Genomic DNA, 19,316 nt, shown 5'->3' with positions numbered 1-19,316 from the left:
TCGGCGTTCGAGGACTCGGCCGGCGGAATCGACACCCTGGGCCCACGGGTTCCGTTTCGACGCTGCGCCACCGGGTACCTGTCGTGGGCAACTCGAGGAGGCGCGGATGCGAGCAATGGTGTATCGGGGACCGTACAAGGTACGGGTGGAGGAGAAGGACGTCCCGAGGATCGAGCACCCGAACGACGCGATCGTTCGGGTGGAACTCGCCGCCATCTGCGGCTCCGATCTGCACCTCTACCACGGCATGATGCCCGACACCCGCGTGGGCATGACGTTCGGACACGAGTTCGTCGGTGTGGTCGACGCGGTCGGGCCGTCGGTGCAGAACCTGCAGCCCGGGGACCGGGTGATGGTTCCGTTCAACGTGTACTGCGGCTCGTGCTACTTCTGTGCGCGCGGACTGTATTCGAACTGCCACAACGTCAATCCGAACGCCACCGCCGTCGGCGGCATCTACGGCTACTCCCACACCTGCGGCGGATACGACGGCGGTCAGGCCGAATTCGTCCGGGTGCCGTTCGCCGACGTCGGGCCGGCACTCGTCCCGGACTGGATAGACGCCGAGGATGCGCTGATGTGCACCGACGCGCTCGCCACCGGGTACTTCGGGGCGCAGCTCGGCGACATCGCCGAAGGCGACACCGTCGTGGTCTTCGGCGCGGGACCGGTGGGCCTGTACGCCGCGAAGTCGGCGTGGTTCATGGGCGCCGGACGTGTGATCGTGATCGATCACCTCGAGTACCGCCTCGAGAAGGCGCGCACATTCGCGCACGCCGAGACGTACAACTTCGCCGAGTACGACGACATCGTCGTGCACATGAAGAAGGTCACCGATCATCTCGGTGCCGACGTGGCCATCGACGCGGTCGGCGCCGAGGCTGACGGCAATCTCCTGCAGCACGTCACCGCAGCCAAGTTCAAACTGCAGGGCGGCTCTCCGGCCGCCCTGAACTGGGCGATCGACTCGGTTCGCAAGGGCGGGACGATCTCCGTGATGGGCGCGTACGGCCCGATGTTCAGCGCCGTGAAGTTCGGGGACGCCATGAACAAGGGACTGACGCTGCGGATGAACCAGTGCCCGGTCAAGCGTCAATGGCCACGCTTGTTCGAGCACATCCGTAACGGTTACCTCGACCCCAAAGAGATTGTCACGCACAGAATCCCACTCGAGCACATCGCGGAGGCCTATCACATCTTCTCGGCCAAGCTGGACGACTGCATCAAACCGGTCGTCGTGCCGAGCGGCAATTGAGGAGGAATCGGCGACCATGCCCTACACAGCGGACAAGCCCGAGCGCAGGAAGTCGAGCGACGAACTGCGTGCCACCATTCCCGGGTGGGGCGTGGACCTCGACCCGAAGGACCGGCCGGCGGTGCCGAAGGAACGCTTCGATCCTGGCGCGAGCGGCGCCCACTGGGATTTTCCGGAACGCCAGGAAGAGCGATGGCCCCGCGAACGCTCGATCGAGCACGCATTTCTCACCCCGGTCTTCGGCACCTCCTGCCCACCCCGGGGCCTGTCGGGGGTCCTGCGCAAGTACGCCTACCGCCGGTTCAGCGAGGGCCGCGCCGCGCATTGGCTCATCCTTCTCGGCGCGGACCGGGTCGACGCTGTCGAATCACACCTGCGCTCCTTCGTCACGGGACGTCCGGACAACCCGATCACCGAGACGGGTGTCCGGAGCGAGTTCACGCATCACGGGGTGCGGGCCCGAGCCGGCCGCAAGCGAGTCGATGCCGCACACGAGTGGATGGATCCGATCGTCGTCGGCGCACCGTGGGTCGTGGCCGGCGCCGCTACGGCCACCGCAGTGCAGGCACTGCGGAAACGTCGCTCCTCGTGACCGCCGGCGGGACTACGCCTTGCAGACATACCGGGCATCCGGTTTCCTGTAGCTGTGCGCTGCCCGTGGAAGTGGGACAAAGACGAACCGCTCTTCGGTGACCCCGAGTCTCCGCGCGGCATGGTGGCAATCGTCGCCGTCGTCGTTGCGGTCGTCGTCTCGGCGACAGTGCTGTTGCTGCTGGCCTCGGGCGGAACGCTGCGCTGAGGCTGCGGCGGAAGGCTCGCCGACGGCCGTCGTCACCCCTCCCCTGCGTTTCAGGGCGTCGCATTCGGCCGAATGCGGCCCGAAGGGAATGCTCGCCTGGAACGATTCCGGGTGTGAAGCACTTTCGGATTGTGGACCGAGACGGTGCCGTCATCGACCAGCAGTCGTTCGAGACCGAGGACGAAGCCCTCGCATGGGCGCACACCCGCCCGCGGTCGGGAGCCCCGGAATGGACGCTGGAGGAACAGGTCGGGCACGACTGGGAGGAACGGGAGAACCGGGAGCGGCCCTGACCCGACCGGTCGGGACCGCCCCGGCCGTGGATCACCCCTTCTGACGCTTCGCCCAGGTCAGCAGTAGCTTCGGCTCTCCGGGATCGGAAGAATCGAGTTCCAGCGTGGCGTCTTCGGGAGCGCCCGCGAGGAAGGCCCGGACGATGCTCATCGTGACCGGCGTCGTGAGGGACAGAACGGCACTTTCGGATTCGTTCGACATGTTCCGAACGTATCGTCATCGCGGACCCCGTGCCGGGTGGGAAGAGCGCTCGAACTACCCGACGGCAACTGGATCGGTGGCGTGTCGTCGGTTCTCCCCGCCTGACGACGTGTCCTGCCGAACCCTCCCGGATGTCGTGAACGATCGCCGCTTCCGCCGGGTCTCTGCTCGACGGGTCCCGTCAGGGAGTCAACGCCCGGCAATCGTCGAGCTGAGCGGGGGGCTGTCCACCGCCCCGTTCCCGGCTGTCGTCCTGGATGACCGTGCCGACGTACCGATTCGTGAACGGGATCCGGTCGGCCTCCACGGTCCCCTGCAGCACGATCCTGCCGTTGACCCTGGCCGTGTACCGGTTCCCGTCGGCACGCAGCTCGACGACCGCGCCTTCGGGGAACTTCGACGTGGACGCGTACTGCGGCGTCCCTGCAGCGGGGGCGAATCCGTTCGGGCTGGAAGGATCCTCGTAGTACAACGCCATCATGCTCTCGGTGAACGCGAACTGCACACCGGTGTCGACACCGGGATTGGCACGCACCACCGGTCCGATCGACGAGTGCTCCGGGTCGCGTCCGTTCCAGCGGACCACACACCGCATCACCTGCGTCTCGCTCGGCATCGGCTCACTCCAGAACGCGAGACTCAGCGGAGTCGACGGAGTCCCCCGGCCGTCGAGATGACCGTTCACGATCTTCAGGGTGCCGCCCCCGTGGGTGATCCAGTTCGGGCCGAGCGGACCGTCCGGACGATCGAAGTCGTCGGCCGCACGCAGGACCAGCGGAGCCGGTGCGCGGCGGATGCCCTCGACCCCCTCGTCGGCGGTGGCCGCGAGCGGGGAGGCTGCCATTCCTGGAATCGGAGCGAACTCCGGCGCGGAGGCGCGGACCTGTTCGTCTGCGGTACCCGGATCCGCGGAGGCAAGGGGTGAGACTCCAGTTGCGAGGGCCAGCGACCCCCACACGATGCCGAGCCGCACTGCACCCCTCCGGACGGACGCGCCCAGGCGATCGTTTGGTTCGGTAAGCACACAGGGCATTGTAGGGGCGGAAGTCGCGGCTGCCAGTGATGCCCGTCATGACCATCGCCCTCGGCCCCACGCGGGGCGGTCCGGAAGCCGTATCGAACGCACCGGTCGGGTCGGCTCACAGCTGGTGGGTTGTGGTGCCCCCAGTCGGACTCGAACCGACACTCGGCGGATTTTAAGTCCGCTGCCTCTGCCAATTGGGCTATGGGGGCGCATGAAGAGAGTAGAGCGTGGCGCCTCGGGGCCCGCAGCCGCGCCGCGCCCAGTCATCCGCGGAGACGATCGTCAGCGCGTACGGCTGGGCGCGGAGCGGCTGAGTGCCGCGGCTGCCTACGCGATCGACAGTGCGATCCCGTCGAGGATGTCGTGCTCGCTCACGACCAGCTCGCCGATGCCCGCGCGACGAGCGAGTTCGTCGGCCAGCACGGTCGTGACGACGGCTCCGCCCCCGATGACGTCGACCCGTCCGGGGTGCATCGGGCCGAGCGCGGCGCGTTCGTCGTGGGTGGCGGCGAGCAGGCCGTCGCACACCTGGCGCAGCCGGTCGAAGCCGACAGTGGACAGGTGCACCCGCTCGGGGTCGTATTCCTCGAGCCCGTTCGCGAGCGCCGCGATCGTGGTCATGGTGCCGGCGACGCCGACCCAGGTGCGGGCCTGCTCCACCGGCACGTGGGCGAGCGCTTCGGTGATCTTCTCCCCCGCGAACGTGCGCGCCGCGGCGACCTGCTCGGCCGTGGGCGGGTCGTCGTGCAGGCACCGCTCGGTCAGGCGCACGCACCCGATGTCGGTGGAGTAGGCGGCATGCACGCCGTCCACGTCGCCGAGCACCACCTCGGTGGAACCGCCGCCGAGGTCGACGACGACGAACGGCCCGCGTGCCGGGTCGAGTTCGCCCACGGCGCCGGTGAAGGACAGCCGCGCTTCCTCGTCGCCGGAGATGACTTCGGCCTCGGCACCGGCGAGCACCGCGCCGAGGACCTCGCGGGTCATGGCGAAGAAGTCGTCCCGGTTGGCGGCGTCGCGGGTGGCGGAGGTGGCGACCATTCGCACCGCCTGCGCCCCGGTCTCGCGGACGAGGCCGGCGTATTCGACGAGGGCGACGCGGGTGCGTTCGATCGCCTCGGGGGCGAGCCGGCCGGTCGCGTCGACGCCCTGGCCGAGCCGCACGACCCGCATCAACCGGGTGACGTCGGTGAGCCGGCCGCCGTCGTCGAGATCGGCGATGAGCAGGCGGATGGAGTTGGTGCCGCAATCGATCGCCGCGACGCGGCGGGTACCCGCGGTCACTCGCCCTGCCCGCGCAGTTCGGCGTAGGTGGGCCAGTCGGCGGGGATCGCGGTGCCGCGCAGGCCGGCGTCGGCGGCGAGGGCGACGGCTTCGTCGCCGAACGGGTTCACCCCGGGTCCTTTGGCGAGGGAATGAGCGATGAGTACGTGCAGGCACTTGACGCGGTCGGGCATGCCGCCGCCGCTGAAGTCGGTGCCGAGCGATTCGATGGCGTCGCGTTCGGCCAGGTAGGACTCGTGGGCACGGCGGTACGCGGCCGCGATCTCCGGGTCGGCGGCGATCCGCTCGGTCATCTCCCTCATGACCCCACCGGATTCCTGCCGGCTGGCCTCGGCGGTGAGCCGCGGATCGGTGAGGTAGAACAGCGTCGGGAACGGCGTGCCGTCGGGCAGCTTGGGTGCGGTCTTCACCACGCCGGGGGCGCCGTCCGGGCAGCGGTAGGCGATGGCGAGAACGCCACGCGGAGCCCGCCCGAGCTGGGCGGCGACGGCGTCGAGGTCTTCCTGTGCGACGGGATCGGTCACCCGGTCGGTTCTCCTGGTTCTGGGGGCGCCACCGGCATCTGCCGCGGCACCGGGGCGGGTTCGGGTTCTGGCGCGGGCACGGACACCGACTGCCACAGGTCGCTGTACCAGGCGCCCGTGGAAGGCAGTTCCTCGGCTTGCTCGGCGACCGGTTCCTGATAGTCGCCGGGCAACTGCACCTGGTAGGGGGTTTCGCCGGGCATGACGAACCGCAGGCGCTCGCGGGCCTGGGCGCGGATCCACGCGGGATCCTCGATCTGCGCCTTCTGTTCGCGCAGCGCCGCGATCTCCTGCTCGAGCTGCGCCCGTTCCGCGGCGACCCGCTCGGCCTCGGACCGTTGGCTGACGTACGTGCGCAGCGGAACCGCGAGGGTCAGGGCGAGCCCGCACACCACGAGGGCGAGGACGACGGCACGGCCGGTGGACAGGCCGAAGAAGGTGCGCTCGGCGCGGGCGGCCCGGGACTCGCGCGGCGTCCCGACCCGGGTGGGCCGGGCCCGGCCCCCGGTGCCTCCGGTGCGGGCACCGGAGGCGTCGGCGGTCGGTTCCGTCGAGGCAGTCGGTCCGGCCGGGCGGGCCCGGCCGGGCCGCCGAGCGCCCGGCGCACCCTCGGTGCGGGTGCGTCGGGCGCCGGGCCGGGACCTACCGCGCTGGCTCATGCGGGTGCGCTCAGCCCTCGATGTTGAAACGCGGGAACGCCAGTTCGCCGGCGTACCGGGCGGCGTCGCCGAGCGACTCCTCGATGCGCAGCAGCTGGTTGTACTTGGCGACGCGCTCGGAGCGGGCCGGAGCACCGGTCTTGATCTGGCCGCTGCCCACGGCGACGGCGAGGTCCGCGATGGTGGTGTCCTCGGTCTCGCCGGAGCGGTGGCTCATCATCGACTTGTACCCGTTGCGATGCGCGAGATCGACCGCGTCGAGGGTCTCGGTGAGGGTGCCGATCTGGTTCACCTTCACGAGCAGCGCGTTGGCGGCACCCTTGACGATGCCTTCCTCGAGGCGCTCGGGGTTGGTGACGAAGAGGTCGTCGCCGACCAGCTGCACCTTGTTGCCGATCTTGTCGGTCAGCGCGACCCAGCCGTCCCAGTCGTCCTCGCTCAGCGGGTCCTCGATGGACACGAGCGGGTATGCGGAGAGCAACTCGTCGTAGAAGTCGGCGAGCTCGTCCGCGGTGCGGTCCTTGCCCTCGAACTTGTAGCCGGTGCCCGCGGTGTAGAACTCGGTGGCGGCGACGTCCAGCGCGAGCGCGACATCCGTTCCGAGCTTCAGACCGGTCTTGGCGACGGCCTCGCTGATGAGGTCGAGGGCCTCCTTGGTGCCGGCGACGTCGGGCGCGAATCCACCCTCGTCACCGAGGCCGGTGGCCAGGCCGCGGCTCTTGAGCACGGACTTGAGGGAGTGGTACACCTCGGCGCCCCAGCGCAGGGACTCCTTGAAGGTGGGCGCGCCGATCGGGGCGACCATGAACTCCTGCACGTCGACGCCGGTGTCGGCGTGAGCGCCGCCGTTGAGGATGTTCATCATCGGCACGGGCAGGATGTGGGCGTTCGGGCCGCCGAGGTAGCGGAACAGCTCGAGCCCGGAGGACTCGGCCGCCGCCTTGGCGACGGCGAGGGAGGCACCGAGGAGCGCGTTGGCTCCGAGCCGGCCCTTGTCGGGGGTGCCGTCGGTGTCGAGGAGGGCCTGGTCGACGGTGCGCTGTTCGGTCGCGTCGAGACCGATGATCGCCGGGGCGATCTCGCCGAGGACGCCCTCGACGGCCTGCTCGACGCCCTTGCCCAAGTAGCGCTCGCCGCCGTCGCGCAGCTCGACGGCCTCGTGCTCACCGGTGGAAGCACCGGACGGCACCGCAGCGCGGGCGAAACTTCCGTCGTCGAGCAGCACCTCGACCTCGACCGTGGGGTTACCACGCGAATCGAGGATCTCGCGGGCTCCTACCTGCTCAATGATGGCCACTGGCTGATTCTCCTTCGATGGACTTCACGCTGCGGGGTCTGCACGCTGGGGACAGCCTAACCGCCCCGACCTGCGCCCGAAGCACGGCGCGCCCCGCGGTGGCGGCCACCGGCGGGTTGCCCGGTGGCGAGGCGGACGGATCGGACAGTCGCGTCAGGGTCGACGGCCCACCCCGTACGCGGCGGCGCGGTCGCGTACCAGAGCGAGGTACTCACCCGAGAGGTTGTAGGCCATGAGAGCGCGCGTCCACCCCTCGGCAGTGGTGAGGTCGCCTCCGCGGTCGCACAGATAGCGGCCGGCGGACAGGGCCGCGTCGTCGATGTTGTCGGGATCGGCGACGCCGTCGCCGTTCGCGTCCACACCCCAACGGGACCAGGTCTCGGGAATGAACTGCATGGGCCCGACGGCCCGGTCGAGAACGGGATCACCGTCGAGGCGGCCCCCGTCGGTGTCGCGGATCTCGGCCAGTCCGGGTCCGCCGTCGAGGGGCATACCGCGGATCGGCGGGTCGACGCGGCCGTCCGGGGCGATGGCGGCGCCGTTGTACCGGCCGTGCCGGCTCTCGACGCTTCCGATACCGGCGAGGGTCGTCCAGGCGAGACCGCAGCCGGGGCGCGCGGCGGCGAGCACGGCGGCGGCGTGACCGTAGGCCTCGAGGGCGGTGCGGGGGATGCCGAGTGCCTCGGCCTGCGGCGCGGCCCAGTCCCGCAACTGGTCGGCGGTGCGGCCGGGGGCGTCGACGTCGATCGCCGGGACGGCGGTGCCGGGTACGGGCGGGACGCCGTCGGGGATCGGGATGCGCGGCTCGCGTGGGCTCCAGACCGCAACCCCGACGACCACGAGGATCGTCGCAGCGACCGCGCCGAACAGGACGCGCGGCCACGGTGAGCGTCGCGGCGAGGTGGCAGGGGGCATGGTTCCCATCATCCATATCGCCGGCAAAGCGCAGGTAAAGAGACCAAGGTCCCTTTCGACGGCGCTCTCGCCGGGTGTATGTTTTCGGCTTGCGTCACCTAAGAGAGGTTCGCCTCACCTAACCGTTGGAGTCGTGTCCATGTCAGTGCTCGCCGCGAGTTCCGGGGCGCCCTCGATCGCCACCCAGCTGATGGGTTCAGGTCTCATCGGCCTGCGCGAAGGCCTCGAAGCAGGCATCGTCGTGATGATCCTCGTCGCCTTCCTCGTCAAGTCCGAGCGCCGCGACGCGCTGCGGTGGGTACGGCTCGGCGTCGGCACTGCCGTCGCCATGGTTGCCGCGACATTCGCGATCATCCATCTCGGCACCACCACCCTCACCGGGCTCGCCGCCGAAGTCGCCGCGGGCCTCGCCTCGCTCGTCGCGGTGGTGATCGTGACCGCCATGGTGCTGTGGATGCGCACCGCATCGCGGTCGATCTCGGGCGATCTGCGCGCCGGGATGCAGAGGGCACTGCTCGCAGGACCGACCGCGGTACTGACCCTGTCGTTCTTCGCGGTCGGGCGTGAAGGTCTGGAAACCGCGCTGCTGATGGTCGGGTACGCCGAGAACACCGCCGGCAGCGCGTGGCCGCTCGTCGGCCTGCTCCTCGGGCTCGGCGTGGCCGCCGTCCTCACGGTCCTGATGTACCTCGGGGCGATCCGGATCGACATGGCCCGCTTCTTCCGGTACACGGGTGTCTTCCTGGTCGTGGTCGCCGCCGGCATCCTGGCCTACGGCCTGCGCGCCCTCCAGATCGGCGGCGTCCTGCCCGGCGGCTCCACTCTCGCCTTCGACGCCTCTGCCCACTACGACGCCGGCAGCTGGTACGGAACCGTGCTGGCCGGCATCCTCAACCTCCGCCCGGATCCCACGGTCCTGCAGGCCGTCGCGTGGGTGAGCTATCTCGCCGTCGTCCTGTACCTGTTCCTGCGTCCCGTCGCGCCGGCGCGCACGGCCGAACCCGCCGTCGCCGCCTGACCTCCTCCTCTCCGAAAGGCACCGATCACATGCGTCGATCCACGTACGCCCTTGCGGCGGCAGCGGCCCTGCCCCTCGCTCTGGCGGGCTGCACCGAGAAGTCGACCGCAGCCGACGACTCGATCGCCGTCACCGCCACCGACAACGCGTGCGAGGTCGCGGCAGAGGAGGGCACGACCGGGCACTCCACCTTCAGCATCACCAACAACGGAACCAAGGTCACCGAGTTCTACGTGTTCGCCGCCGGCGACCGGGTGATGGGCGAGATCGAGAACATCGGTCCCGGACTCACCCGGCAGCTGATCGTGAACCTGCCCGAGGCCGGCACCTACGAACTGTCCTGCCGCCCCGGGATGGTCGGCGACGGCCTCCGGCACGAATTCGTGGTCACGGGTGACTCCAAGGCCGCCACCGACGCCGACGGCAAGCTCGCCGAGGCCGGGGATGGTTACCGCCGGTACATCCGCAGCCAGACCGAGGCGCTCGTCTCCGCCACCGGCGAATTCGTCGCCGCCGTGAAAGCGGGCGACGTCGGCGAGGCCAAGCGGCTGTTCCCGATCAGCCGCACCTACTTCGAACGGATCGAACCCGAGGCGGAAAGCTTCGGCGACCTCGATCCCCGGATCGACCTGCGTGAGGCCGACCTCGAGCCCGGTCAGGCGTGGACCGGATTCCACCGGCTCGAGAAGGACCTGTGGGTGCAGGGAGCCCAGCCCGACACGGCCGCGATCGCCGATCGACTCGCTGCCGACGTCCAGGAGCTGGCCGACCTGGTAAATGCCGACGACTACACGGTCGATCCGACCAAGATCGCCGGCAACGCGCAGGGTCTGCTCGACGAGGTCTCGACCTCGAAGATCACCGGTGAGGAGGACATCTTCTCGCACACCGACCTGTGGGACTTCCAGGGCAACGTGGACGGCTCCCAGGCCGCGGTCGCGGCTCTGCGCCCGATCCTCGACGCGAACGACCCGCAGCTGGCGCAGGCCATCGACGCCCGCTTCGCCGATCTGGACGCCGCGCTCGCGCAGTATCGGCAGGGTGACGGCTTCGTCTCCTACGACACGGTCACCGAGTCGCAGCGCCAGGAGCTCTCCCGCCTGCTCGACGCACTCTCGGCCGAGGTAAGCAAGGTGCAGGGCGTCGTCGCGGGGGCAGGGGGCGCATGAGCGAGACGCCGACCTCCGCACCCGCGTCCCGCGCGGGCATCTCCCGCCGGCGCCTGTTCGGTGCCGTCGGCGCCGGCGCCGCGCTCGCCGGGGCGGGCGCGGTGGTCGGCCGGGTCACCGCCCCCGGCACGGACGCCGGCCACGCCGGCACCGTCCCGTTCCGGGGTCCGCATCAGGCCGGGATCGTCACCCCCGCCCAGGACCGCATGCACTTCGTCGCCTTCGACGTCACCACCGACGACCGGGACGAGGTGATCGCGCTGCTGAGGACGTGGACGGAGATGGCCGAGCGGATGACCGCCGGGCGCGAGGCCACCGAGGACGGCGCCACCGGTGAGGGCCCCTACCATCCGCCCACCGACACCGGTGAGGCCCTGGACCTCGACGCCTCCCAGCTGACCCTGACCATCGGGTTCGGACCGTCGCTCTTCGACCGGTTCGGATTGTCCGATCGCAAACCTGCTGCGCTGCAGGACCTTCCGCACTTCCCGGCGGACAACCTCGATCCCGCCCGCAGCGGCGGCGACATCGCGATCCAGGCGTGCGCCAACGATCCACAGGTCGCGGTGCACGCCGTCCGCAATCTGGCACGGGTCGCATTCGGCACCGCATCGGTGCGCTGGTCACAGCTCGGCTTCGGCCGCACCTCGTCGACCTCCACATCGCAGCAGACACCGCGGAACCTGTTCGGGTTCAAGGACGGAACCAACAACCTCAAGGCCGAGGATCCCGCGTCGCTCGCCGAATCGGTCTGGGTCGACGCCGACGACGACCAGGCCTGGCTCGCCGGCGGCACCTACCTGGTGGCGCGACGGATCCGCATGCTCATCGAGCAGTGGGACCGGGCAGTGCTGCAGGAACAGGAACAGGTGATCGGCCGCACCAAGCGCGAGGGCGCTCCGCTCGGGAAGACCGGCGAGTTCGACGAACTCGATCTCGAGTCCAAGGGGCCGGACGGGCCGTTCGTCCCCGTCGACGCGCACGTGCGGCTCGCGTCGGCCCAGCACCTGGGCGGACTGAAAATCCTGCGCCGGGGATACAACTTCACCGACGGTTCCGACGGATTCGGCCACCTGGACGCGGGACTGTTCTTCATCGCGTTCTGCCGCAACCCGCTCGAGCAGTTCGTGCCGATGCAGCGCGAACTGGCACGGCGGGACGCACTCAACGAGTACATCCAGCATGTGGGATCGGCGGTGTTCGCGTGCCCGGCCGGGCCGGCGCCGGGCGAGTACTGGGGGCAGGCGCTCTTCGACGCGTGAACGAGACGGAGTGAAAGGGGCGCGTCGCGGGAGCTCAGTAAGCGCCGTCGCTGTGCAGCACGGCACGCAGGGTCCTGCGCAGGATCGACAGATCGAGCGCGAAGGTCCAGTTCTCGACGTACCGCAGGTCGGCCCGCACCGACTCCTCCCAGCTCAGGTTGCTCCGGCCGCTGACCTGCCACAACCCGGTCAGCCCCGGCTTCACGAACAACCGTCGGCGCGCGCCGTCCTCGCCGTAGCACGCCACTTCGCACTCGAGCGGAGGTCGTGGGCCGACCAGCGACATGTCGCCGGTGACCACGTTGAACAACTGCGGCAGCTCGTCGAGCGAGTACCGGCGGATGACGCGGCCCACCCGCGTGATCCGGGGATCCTCCCGCATCTTGAACAGGATCCCGTTGCCGTCGCTGCGGTCGGCCAGCTCTGCGAGGCGGTCCTCCGCATCGACCACCATGCTGCGGAACTTGAACATCGTGAACGTGCGCCCGTCCCTGCCGACGCGGGTCTGCCGGAAGAGCACGGGACCTGGGCTCGTGACCCGAATGGCCAGGGCAATGGCCAACAGGAGCGGCGCCAGCAGCACCACGATCGCGAGGGCGGCGACCCGGTCGAAGATGTTCTTCACCACCCAGGCCGGGCCGACGTAGCGAGGAGCGCTGAGCTGGAGCAGCGGCAGCCCGGCGAGCGGTGCCATGTGCAGACGCGGCCCCACCAGGTCCATGAGGACCGGAGCCATCAGCAGATCGGCACCCGTACGCTCCAGATCCCAGCTGAGTCTGCGGGTCTTCGAATGAGTCCAGCCGCTCGACGGCAACAGGGCGACCGCCTGGAACTCATGCAACTGGGCGATTCCGACGATGTCGTCCTCGGTTCCCAGCACCGGCACGTCGTCGACGGCGAGCGGGAGCGCCTCGTCCGACTTCGTGACCGGCAGGCAGATTCCGTCCATCTGCCACCCCGCATCGCGGAACTCCTCCGCTCGGGCAAGCAGCTCGTGCACCTCCAGCGTGTCACCCGCGATCAGGACCGATCGTACGAAGCGTCCCCGCCGCCGGCGGCTGCGCACGAAGCGACGCAGCAGCAGGCGGGCACCGAGCGTCGCGACGGCGGCCAGCGGTAGTGCGCCGAAGACCCAGGACTGACCGCTCGCGGTCCCCCACGCGTAGCCGGCCACGGCCAACGTCGCCGTGGCGAGCACGTACGCCCGGCCGACTCGGCGCAGCTCCTCGACGCCGGCTCCCAGAACCCTGACGTCCCAAGCCCTCTGGATCGCGAGGCTCGACATCGCAGCGACCGGGACCACGGCGACGACGGCGAGCGTCTGCCCCGTGGGAATCTCCGGTGTGTGATAGCCGAAGGTGATTGCCAGGTCGGCCACCAGGATGCAGAACAGGTCGCAGCAGAACACCAGAACGGCATACCGGCGCTCCCACCGGGGCCTCGGAACAGGATTCGGGGCGCAGAGTCCAGGCAGGCTCCGCCCCGCATCCGACCGCGTGGCGCCCGCGTGGTCCACCGTGGTCCGGACTGTGGCGCCACCCGCACCGGCGACGGGGGTGTTCATCTCGCGGTTCCGCATCGGAGTCATCCCCATTTCGGAGTCGAGGAGCCTCGGACCCCTTAAAACCTACCTGGAGATTGTTTTAGACACAATAACGGACCGGTGGTTCATTCATGCAGGGGGATCGGCACCTTCCACGGAAGGTCGATTCTTCCGCGGCGCAATACTTCCTCGATCTGCTCGGGCGGCTTCGGCCGACTCAGGAGAAAGCCCTGCGCGCGCCGGCATCCCATGTCCAGAAGCTTGGTCGCTGCCGAAACCGACTCGAGACCCTCGGCCACCACATCCAGGCCGAATGCCGAAGCGAGTCCCATGATCGACTCGACGATGACGCGATCGCTCTCGCTGCGCTGAAGGTTCAGCACGAACGCCTTGTCGATCTTGAGCGTGTGGACCGGCAGCGACTTCAGGTGGGCAAGTGAGCTGTACCCGGTTCCGAAGTCGTCGATCGCGCAGCACACGCCCAGACGCTCGAGCCGCCGGAGCGTCTTGCGCGAACGTTCGAGATCGCTGACGACCACATACTCGGTGATCTCCAGGCACAGGCACGAGCTGCCGAGGCCGAACTCCTCGAGTGCGCTCTCCACCGTCTCCACGAAATCGAGGCTCACCAGCTGCACGGGCGAGACGTTCACACTCATCCGAATGTTCAGTCCCGGAATACGCCGTCGCCACTCCGCCAACTGCCCGCACGCCGTTCGCAGCACCCAGCCTCCGAGCTCGCCCGCCAGGTTCGTCGACTCGGCCACCTCGATGAACTCGGCCGGCTGCAGCTTGCCCAGCACCGGATGATTCCATCGCACCAGGGCCTCGACACCGAGAATGCTGCCGTCACGCAGGTCGAACTCGGGTTGATAGTCCAGGGTGAGATGCTCGTCGTCGATCGACGTCCGCAGGCTCAGCTCGATGAGGTTGCGGCGCTCGCTCGCGCCTCGCATGTCCTCGGTGTATGCGACGACGCTGTTGCCACCCTTGCTCTTGGCCATCAGCATCGCCTCGTCGACCCGGCCGAGCAGCGCCACCGGCGTGATCCGTCCGGGCTCGCCGACGGCAACGCCGAGGCTGCCCCCGCGGCCTACGACCTGACTGCCCAGCTGCACCGACATCCCGACCGCCCACCGCAGCGCCTCGGCGCGTTCCCGGGCCGCCTCCAGCGACACCGGCCCGTCGAGCACGACGACGAACTCGTCACCGCCGAGGCGTGCCACCATGTCCTTCGGATCACACACGCGCGACAATCGCTGTGCGGTACGGCACAGGAACACGTCGACGGCGGCGTGACCGAGGAAGTCGTTGAGCGGTTTGAGCCGGTCCAGGTCGAGAAACAGGACGGCGACCGGCCCCGGCTGCCCCCGCTTCAGCCGCTCCTCGAGGTGTTCGAGGAGGGCGCGCCGGCTCGCGAGGCCGGTGAGATCGTCGTGATAGGCCGCGTCGCGCAGGTCCTGTTCGGCGCGGACACGGGCCTGCACCTGCGCCAGCAGAGCCGCGATCATCATCAAGGTGTTGATTTCGTCCTCGCTCCAGTCGCGATCACCGGCCTTGATGAAGCCCAGGGTGCCGGTGGTGACGCTCCCGGAGATCAGCGGCACCGCCGCGACCGAGACCTCGGGCACCCCCGAACCCGCGCGCACCCGGTCGGCGTATTCGTCCCCCGACTGTCCCGGGCGGGTGACGGCCGGTTCCTTCATGGTCTCCGTCATGGCGAAGATCGGGTCGGCGTCCCGGAAGTGCACCACTCCCAGAGGGTCCGGGTCCGGCACGAATTCCCGCGGCGGCCACTCGGCGACGAGGACCGTCGCGTGGATCTCGTGATCGTTGTAGCGAAGAAAGCAGGTGTCGACCTCGAAGTGCTCGACGAGCTCCTGGAGCACCCGTTCGATCACCGAGTGATGAGACACGGCGTCCGCCGGCATGAGGTGGGAAGCCACCCGGGTGACGATGTTCTCGAAGCTCTTCTCCGCCATCTCAAACCCCTTGGGAACAGCACATTCGACGCGAGCGGACCGGATCAGGGATGTTTTCGAACTCTATCCGAGCGACGCGCACTGCGAATCCGTTCCGGTCGCGCCCGCGCCACCCGGAGCAGGAGGGCGAAGCGCAGGTCGGCCGGCCGGTCGAACGCGTCGTCGAGCGTCGACTGCAGCTTTCCGAGCGCGCCGAACCGGACCTCCGAGAGCCGGACGAGGTCGGTGTCGTCCTCGGCGTAGAGGAACACCGGTGAAGCAGGCTGGACCGCAAGCCCCAGACTGTGGGCGCAAATCCACACGCTCTCGGCTGCCATCCCCGCACGGACGTAGTCGGCGGGCCGTGGACCCGCCGCGAAGACCGCCACGAGTGCCGAACTGCTCCGCACCCGCATTCCGGTCAGCCGCCCCAGCCCGTGCCCCAGGTCCCACTCCCCGAGTTGATCGAGCACATCGTTTCGAAGCGCCAGGTCGAGCATCGTGCGCTCCGCGTCGTCCATCCCGAGTGTCCGGACGTCGATGCCGCTGTCGATGTCCTCCGAATCCGGCCACCGCAGTTCCGAGAGCATCTCGCGCCGCAGAACGGGAGTCAGGTAGCGGATCCTGTCCGATTCTGCGAGCAGCTCCGCGGCCTCGGCGAGGCGATCGGCGCCCGTGACGATCCTGATCCGGCCCCCCTCCTGTTCGGCTGCCCGGTGGAGGGCAGCCGTCTCGGCGTCGGAAAGTGGCGATCCGTCGCCGGGCTGCCGATTGGTTCCGCGGGCGAGCATCATCTCGTACTGGGCGGCCAGGACCGAGTCCGTTCCGTCGGAGAACTGCATCGTCGCGAGCACCTTGCGCGGCGGCTCACCGGCGTCCCGTTCGAGCACCCGGACCGCACCGAGTATCCGGTGTGCCGCGGCGGCGATGCGCGCGTTCTGCAGGGCCGCGCCGAGCGCGACGTAGCTGCCTCGGGCGTGGATGTCGATCGCGGTCGGCACGAAGTCGTCCGCGATGTCGATCTCGAGGGTTCCGCCGCCGGCCGTGACGGACCACGGCTGGCTGTTGCCGCCCGAGGGGGCTCTGCTCGCGGCGTGCAGTACCCGGTCGATCGGATCGTCCGATTCCGGGGGCGGGGGTGCATCCGCACCCGGCCGGTTTCCGGGATCCGCCGGGAGGGTCAGGGCGTCGAGGCAGGCTTCGACATCCACACGGCCGCGTCCCGAGTTCAGCGGTTGCCCGAGCCCCAGCCGTCGCACGACCGCGGCGACCGTCGCGCCGCCGAGCATCACCTCGCTGCCCAGTTGAGGCCAGGTGGCCAGCGTCTGCTCCACCTCCAGGAGGGAAGCGGCCATCCGGGCCGAGATCCGCTCCGGTCCGAGCAGGCGCAGCGCGTACGGAATCTTCTCCCGGCCCGACAACGCGGCGAGCCGCTCCGGGTCGATCTCTCCCAGCAGACCGTGGAACGGCCGCCCCTGCTGCAGATCGAAGCGTTCGACGTCGATCAGTCCCCGGTCACTCGTCTCCATCACCAGCGGTACCGCCCGCCGGGCCGCTTCCGCACGCAACGCGACCTTCACGTCCAGCGAGTCGCACTCGTCCACCACGATGTCGAGTCCGTCCACGAACTCGCTGATCGTTTCCGGCCCCACTCCATCGGGCCACACCGACAGGGGCAGGTACGGATCCAGTTCCGCGAGTCGTCGCGCGGCCACGACCGCTTTGTTCGTGCCCAGATCGACGAGGGAAGCCGGCAGCCGATTGAGATTCGACAACTCGATCGGATCGAAGTCTGCGAGTCGCAGTTCTCCGCACACTCCGTCGAGCACCAGCGCCTGCGCAACCGAGAAGCCGACACTCAAACCGACGATTCCGACCGTCACTTCCTGCAGCCGATCCTGTTCGGCCGACGTCACCTTGTTCCGGTTACGATCCAGCCGTAACCGCCGGAACGAGTTCGGGCCGAGTACGCGGACGACGGTCCGATGCCAGGGGTAATGGACCCACCGCGCCGGCTCGTCGAGCAGGTCGCTCTCCGGCCGCGGGAGCACCTCGCGCAGTCCTCTCACCTGATCGGCGAGACGGTCGACGACGACGAGCCCGGGTTCGGAGCGGAGACGTCGAAGCTCCTCCATGTCCTGCGGCCGGTCCTCCGCAAACACGGAGGGCGTCCATCCGGTCTCGCCGTCGGCGTTCACATCGGCTCCCCGTCGAAGCGGATCCCACCCACTTCTCGTCGGAGTTCGTCGCCGAACGGATCGGTGCGCAGACGGTCCCACCACATGAGCCGGGTCCGATAGCGGGCGTCCGGGTACGGGGTGGCCGGCATGCTCGGGTCGACCACACCCCCGCAGGTCTTCCACAGATCCAGCAGGTTGTCGGCGGCGGTGGCCATCATGTATCGCGAGTCGAGCAGGCCCATGAACTTCGCGCCCATGCGCGCCACGGCAAGCGTGAGTTCTCGGCGCTTGGGCACATCCTCGGACACCCACGCCGCCTTGGCTTCGATCAGACCGAACGGGATTCGGCTCTCGATCATGCGGCGGAGATGGTCGACGTGCTCCGGCGCGCTCCATTCGGTCAAGGCGTGGGACTCGTCCGCGTTCTGGTAAGGCCCCTGGGCCCGCACCCCGCCCACGACGACCCCCCTTCGATCGAGCCCCGCGCAGAATATTGCCGTGCTCTCCCCGCTTCGCACACTTTCGTATTCCAGTGCGGATTCGACGCCGAATCGACGATAAGCGCCCAACGCCCGGGCAATGTATTCGTTCCACAGATCCGGCGCCGCACTCGGTGCGGCTGCGACGAACGAATATCCGGAGGCCTGATCCCGGTAGGTCGAGACTCGCTCCCGCACCGAGTGCGATGCGGCGCGCACTGCTCGATCCACGGTCGGCCTCCCGACTTTGCGGGAGACCCCGGTCGGAGTCACCCGGCGGACCACATCGGATCCTCGCGCTCCTCGCGGTCGAAATCCCCGACCCGGGACGGTGCGGATCGTATATGTGGCTGTATGGATCGAGTATGCAGTATCCGGGTGCTCCCCACAGTGTTCACGCCGAAGAACGGTGTTCGAAGCACACAACAGCGTTCAAGCCAGAGATATGTAGAGTTCCGTCAGTCCCGACGGTCCGATGACTGCCACCTCCTCCCGGTGTGCCCGCTCGATCAGCCCCTCCTTCTCGGCGATCTCCACCTGGTGCCACACGTCGTCGACGGGATCGGAATGCTCTCCGTCCGGCACGAAGCGGGCGAAGTACCCGGCGGGGACCCGTACCAGCGAGTCCCCGATCGTCAGCTCGCTCAGGCCCTCGCAACGACTGCCGATTACCGCATTCCATCCGACCTCGGGATGGCAGATGTAGACCACGAGCACCTCGCCGACGCCGCGCGCGCGGATGCGATCCTCCGTGAAGGCCAGCAGTTCGGACTGCTGGCCGGTCGATCCCGGTTCGAGTCCCGGCAGAACGAGGCCGCCCACATAGTGGCCGTGCAGTTTGGTGAGTTCGAAACTCATTGCACACCAGCCTTTTCCGAGGTCACGATCGACACGTACATGTCGATGCGGTACGCGTGCGGATAGAACTCGAAATCACCGGTGAAGGATCGGACGATCTCGCCGGCCTCCTCGGCCGCACGGATCTGGTCCCACAGATCGATGAAGACGCCGGGGAAAGTACCGGTCGAGGAGAACTTCGCGTACGTCCCGGCCGGCAGGCAGGCAACTATGTGCCCCTCCGTCACCTGGTCCAGCGACTCGCACTGATACCCGACCGTCTGGGTGTAGTAGGAGTCGATGTCGACCGCGTGATCGGTATAGGCGGAGGCCAGCGGACCGCCGAGCTCCTGCTTCAGCACCGCCGACCAAGCCCGGTCGAGCGCGCGGTCGCGAACCTTGCCGAGAGCCCGGCGCGGGCTGCGCACGGGCAGACCGGCGACGAGAGTCCGTTCGCGCTGAACGATCTGAAACGACATCGGGAGACCTCCCCAGGACCTCACAGTACGCCTCGCCCCCGGCGTGCCCGACCCACGAGCGGGGGAGTGAATAGTCCCGAGTCTAGGTGTGTCTACCGATCGGCGCCAAACAGCCGCCAAAACAATATTGAGGTTT

Annotated in this window: 20 protein-coding genes and 1 tRNA gene; 7 read left to right on the top strand and 14 right to left on the bottom strand. The window is 68.9% G+C overall.

The window, feature by feature from the left end:
• Nucleotides 1–106 precede the first annotated feature (106 nt).
• The 4 genes from ACM26Y_RS06910 (at nucleotide 107) to ACM26Y_RS06895 (ending at nucleotide 2,347) form a co-directional block, all read left to right on the top strand.
• Nucleotides 107–1,255 carry a zinc-dependent alcohol dehydrogenase gene (locus tag ACM26Y_RS06910; RefSeq protein WP_416063008.1) on the top strand — a complete coding sequence of 383 codons (1,149 nt, stop codon included), beginning with the start codon at nucleotides 107–109 and terminating at the stop codon, nucleotides 1,253–1,255.
• A 16-nt stretch (nucleotides 1,256–1,271) separates the two neighbouring features.
• Nucleotides 1,272–1,847 (top strand): hypothetical protein, encoded by a 576-nt coding sequence (locus ACM26Y_RS06905; protein ID WP_416063007.1) that lies wholly within the window; start codon nucleotides 1,272–1,274, stop codon nucleotides 1,845–1,847.
• 54 nt (nucleotides 1,848–1,901) lie between these two features.
• On the top strand, nucleotides 1,902–2,054 hold the full coding sequence (locus ACM26Y_RS06900) for a hypothetical protein (RefSeq protein ID WP_289377280.1): 153 nt from the start codon (nucleotides 1,902–1,904) through the stop codon (nucleotides 2,052–2,054).
• Nucleotides 2,055–2,185: 131 nt separating this feature from the next.
• Nucleotides 2,186–2,347, top strand: a complete 162-nt coding sequence (locus tag ACM26Y_RS06895; RefSeq protein WP_416063006.1) for a hypothetical protein — start codon at nucleotides 2,186–2,188, stop codon at nucleotides 2,345–2,347.
• 31 nt (nucleotides 2,348–2,378) lie between these two features.
• Here ACM26Y_RS06895 and ACM26Y_RS06890 read toward each other — a convergent pair whose 3' ends face one another.
• The 8 genes from ACM26Y_RS06890 to ACM26Y_RS06855 all read right to left on the bottom strand — a co-directional run bounded on the left by ACM26Y_RS06890 (nucleotide 2,379) and on the right by ACM26Y_RS06855 (nucleotide 8,252).
• Entirely contained in the window at nucleotides 2,379–2,549 is a 171-nt protein-coding gene (locus ACM26Y_RS06890; RefSeq protein ID WP_162919285.1) for a hypothetical protein, read from the bottom strand.
• Between the two features lie 181 nt (nucleotides 2,550–2,730).
• Entirely contained in the window at nucleotides 2,731–3,393 is a 663-nt protein-coding gene (locus ACM26Y_RS06885) for a hypothetical protein (RefSeq protein ID WP_416063005.1), read from the bottom strand.
• Nucleotides 3,394–3,705: 312 nt separating this feature from the next.
• A tRNA-Leu gene (locus ACM26Y_RS06880) sits at nucleotides 3,706–3,782 on the bottom strand.
• 118 nt (nucleotides 3,783–3,900) lie between these two features.
• Nucleotides 3,901–4,857 (bottom strand): exopolyphosphatase, encoded by a 957-nt coding sequence (locus ACM26Y_RS06875; protein ID WP_416063004.1) that lies wholly within the window; start codon nucleotides 4,855–4,857, stop codon nucleotides 3,901–3,903.
• Nucleotides 4,854–5,381: a DUF501 domain-containing protein gene (locus ACM26Y_RS06870; RefSeq protein WP_040274530.1), complete on the bottom strand. Its 528-nt coding sequence runs from the start codon at nucleotides 5,379–5,381 to the stop codon at nucleotides 4,854–4,856. Before ACM26Y_RS06870 ends, ACM26Y_RS06875 begins: the two co-directional genes overlap by 4 nt.
• Nucleotides 5,378–6,040: an FtsB family cell division protein gene (locus ACM26Y_RS06865; RefSeq protein WP_048771906.1), complete on the bottom strand. Its 663-nt coding sequence runs from the start codon at nucleotides 6,038–6,040 to the stop codon at nucleotides 5,378–5,380. The genes ACM26Y_RS06870 and ACM26Y_RS06865 overlap by 4 nt, the downstream gene beginning before the upstream one ends.
• 10 nt (nucleotides 6,041–6,050) lie before the next feature.
• Complete coding sequence (eno, locus tag ACM26Y_RS06860; protein WP_003935106.1) at nucleotides 6,051–7,337, bottom strand: phosphopyruvate hydratase; 1,287 nt, start codon at nucleotides 7,335–7,337, stop codon at nucleotides 6,051–6,053.
• A 153-nt stretch (nucleotides 7,338–7,490) separates the two neighbouring features.
• Nucleotides 7,491–8,252 (bottom strand): lytic murein transglycosylase, encoded by a 762-nt coding sequence (locus ACM26Y_RS06855; RefSeq protein WP_416063003.1) that lies wholly within the window; start codon nucleotides 8,250–8,252, stop codon nucleotides 7,491–7,493.
• A 139-nt stretch (nucleotides 8,253–8,391) separates the two neighbouring features.
• Here ACM26Y_RS06855 and efeU point away from each other — a divergent pair, with 139 nt between their 5' ends.
• From efeU to efeB, 3 genes are read left to right on the top strand one after another with little or no spacing between them, the layout of a single operon-like run.
• Nucleotides 8,392–9,270, top strand: a complete 879-nt coding sequence (gene efeU / locus ACM26Y_RS06850) for an iron uptake transporter permease EfeU (protein WP_416063626.1) — start codon at nucleotides 8,392–8,394, stop codon at nucleotides 9,268–9,270.
• Nucleotides 9,271–9,299: 29 nt separating this feature from the next.
• Complete coding sequence (gene efeO / locus ACM26Y_RS06845; protein WP_416063002.1) at nucleotides 9,300–10,439, top strand: iron uptake system protein EfeO; 1,140 nt, start codon at nucleotides 9,300–9,302, stop codon at nucleotides 10,437–10,439.
• The gene (efeB, locus tag ACM26Y_RS06840) at nucleotides 10,436–11,701 is read left to right on the top strand and encodes an iron uptake transporter deferrochelatase/peroxidase subunit (protein WP_416063001.1); all 1,266 of its coding nucleotides are present in this window, start codon (nucleotides 10,436–10,438) and stop codon (nucleotides 11,699–11,701) included. The genes efeO and efeB overlap by 4 nt, the downstream gene beginning before the upstream one ends.
• 34 nt (nucleotides 11,702–11,735) lie before the next feature.
• On the opposite strand, the gene ACM26Y_RS06835 is transcribed toward efeB, so the two are convergent.
• From ACM26Y_RS06835 to ACM26Y_RS06810, 6 genes are all read right to left on the bottom strand, one after another.
• Nucleotides 11,736–13,109, bottom strand: coding sequence for a sugar transferase (locus tag ACM26Y_RS06835; protein ID WP_416063000.1), 1,374 nt, complete (start codon nucleotides 13,107–13,109; stop codon nucleotides 11,736–11,738).
• Between the two features lie 260 nt (nucleotides 13,110–13,369).
• The gene (locus ACM26Y_RS06830) at nucleotides 13,370–15,226 is read right to left on the bottom strand and encodes a putative bifunctional diguanylate cyclase/phosphodiesterase (RefSeq protein ID WP_416062999.1); all 1,857 of its coding nucleotides are present in this window, start codon (nucleotides 15,224–15,226) and stop codon (nucleotides 13,370–13,372) included.
• Between the two features lie 44 nt (nucleotides 15,227–15,270).
• Nucleotides 15,271–17,403, bottom strand: coding sequence for an Rv1355c family protein (locus ACM26Y_RS06825; RefSeq protein ID WP_416062998.1), 2,133 nt, complete (start codon nucleotides 17,401–17,403; stop codon nucleotides 15,271–15,273).
• On the bottom strand, nucleotides 17,400–17,789 hold the full coding sequence (locus tag ACM26Y_RS06820) for a hypothetical protein (protein ID WP_416062997.1): 390 nt from the start codon (nucleotides 17,787–17,789) through the stop codon (nucleotides 17,400–17,402). Before ACM26Y_RS06820 ends, ACM26Y_RS06825 begins: the two co-directional genes overlap by 4 nt.
• Nucleotides 17,790–18,296: 507 nt before the next feature.
• On the bottom strand, nucleotides 18,297–18,722 hold the full coding sequence (locus ACM26Y_RS06815; RefSeq protein ID WP_416062996.1) for a hypothetical protein: 426 nt from the start codon (nucleotides 18,720–18,722) through the stop codon (nucleotides 18,297–18,299).
• Nucleotides 18,719–19,180 (bottom strand): effector binding domain-containing protein, encoded by a 462-nt coding sequence (locus ACM26Y_RS06810; RefSeq protein ID WP_040274513.1) that lies wholly within the window; start codon nucleotides 19,178–19,180, stop codon nucleotides 18,719–18,721. The genes ACM26Y_RS06815 and ACM26Y_RS06810 overlap by 4 nt, the downstream gene beginning before the upstream one ends.
• Between the last annotated feature and the right edge of the window lie 136 nt (nucleotides 19,181–19,316).

Source organism: Rhodococcus indonesiensis (genome assembly GCF_047782815.1).
GTDB lineage: Bacteria > Actinomycetota > Actinomycetes > Mycobacteriales > Mycobacteriaceae > Rhodococcus > Rhodococcus indonesiensis.
The sequence above is the reverse complement of the archived record's forward strand: the minus strand, read 5'-3'. Positions and strand labels throughout refer to the sequence as shown.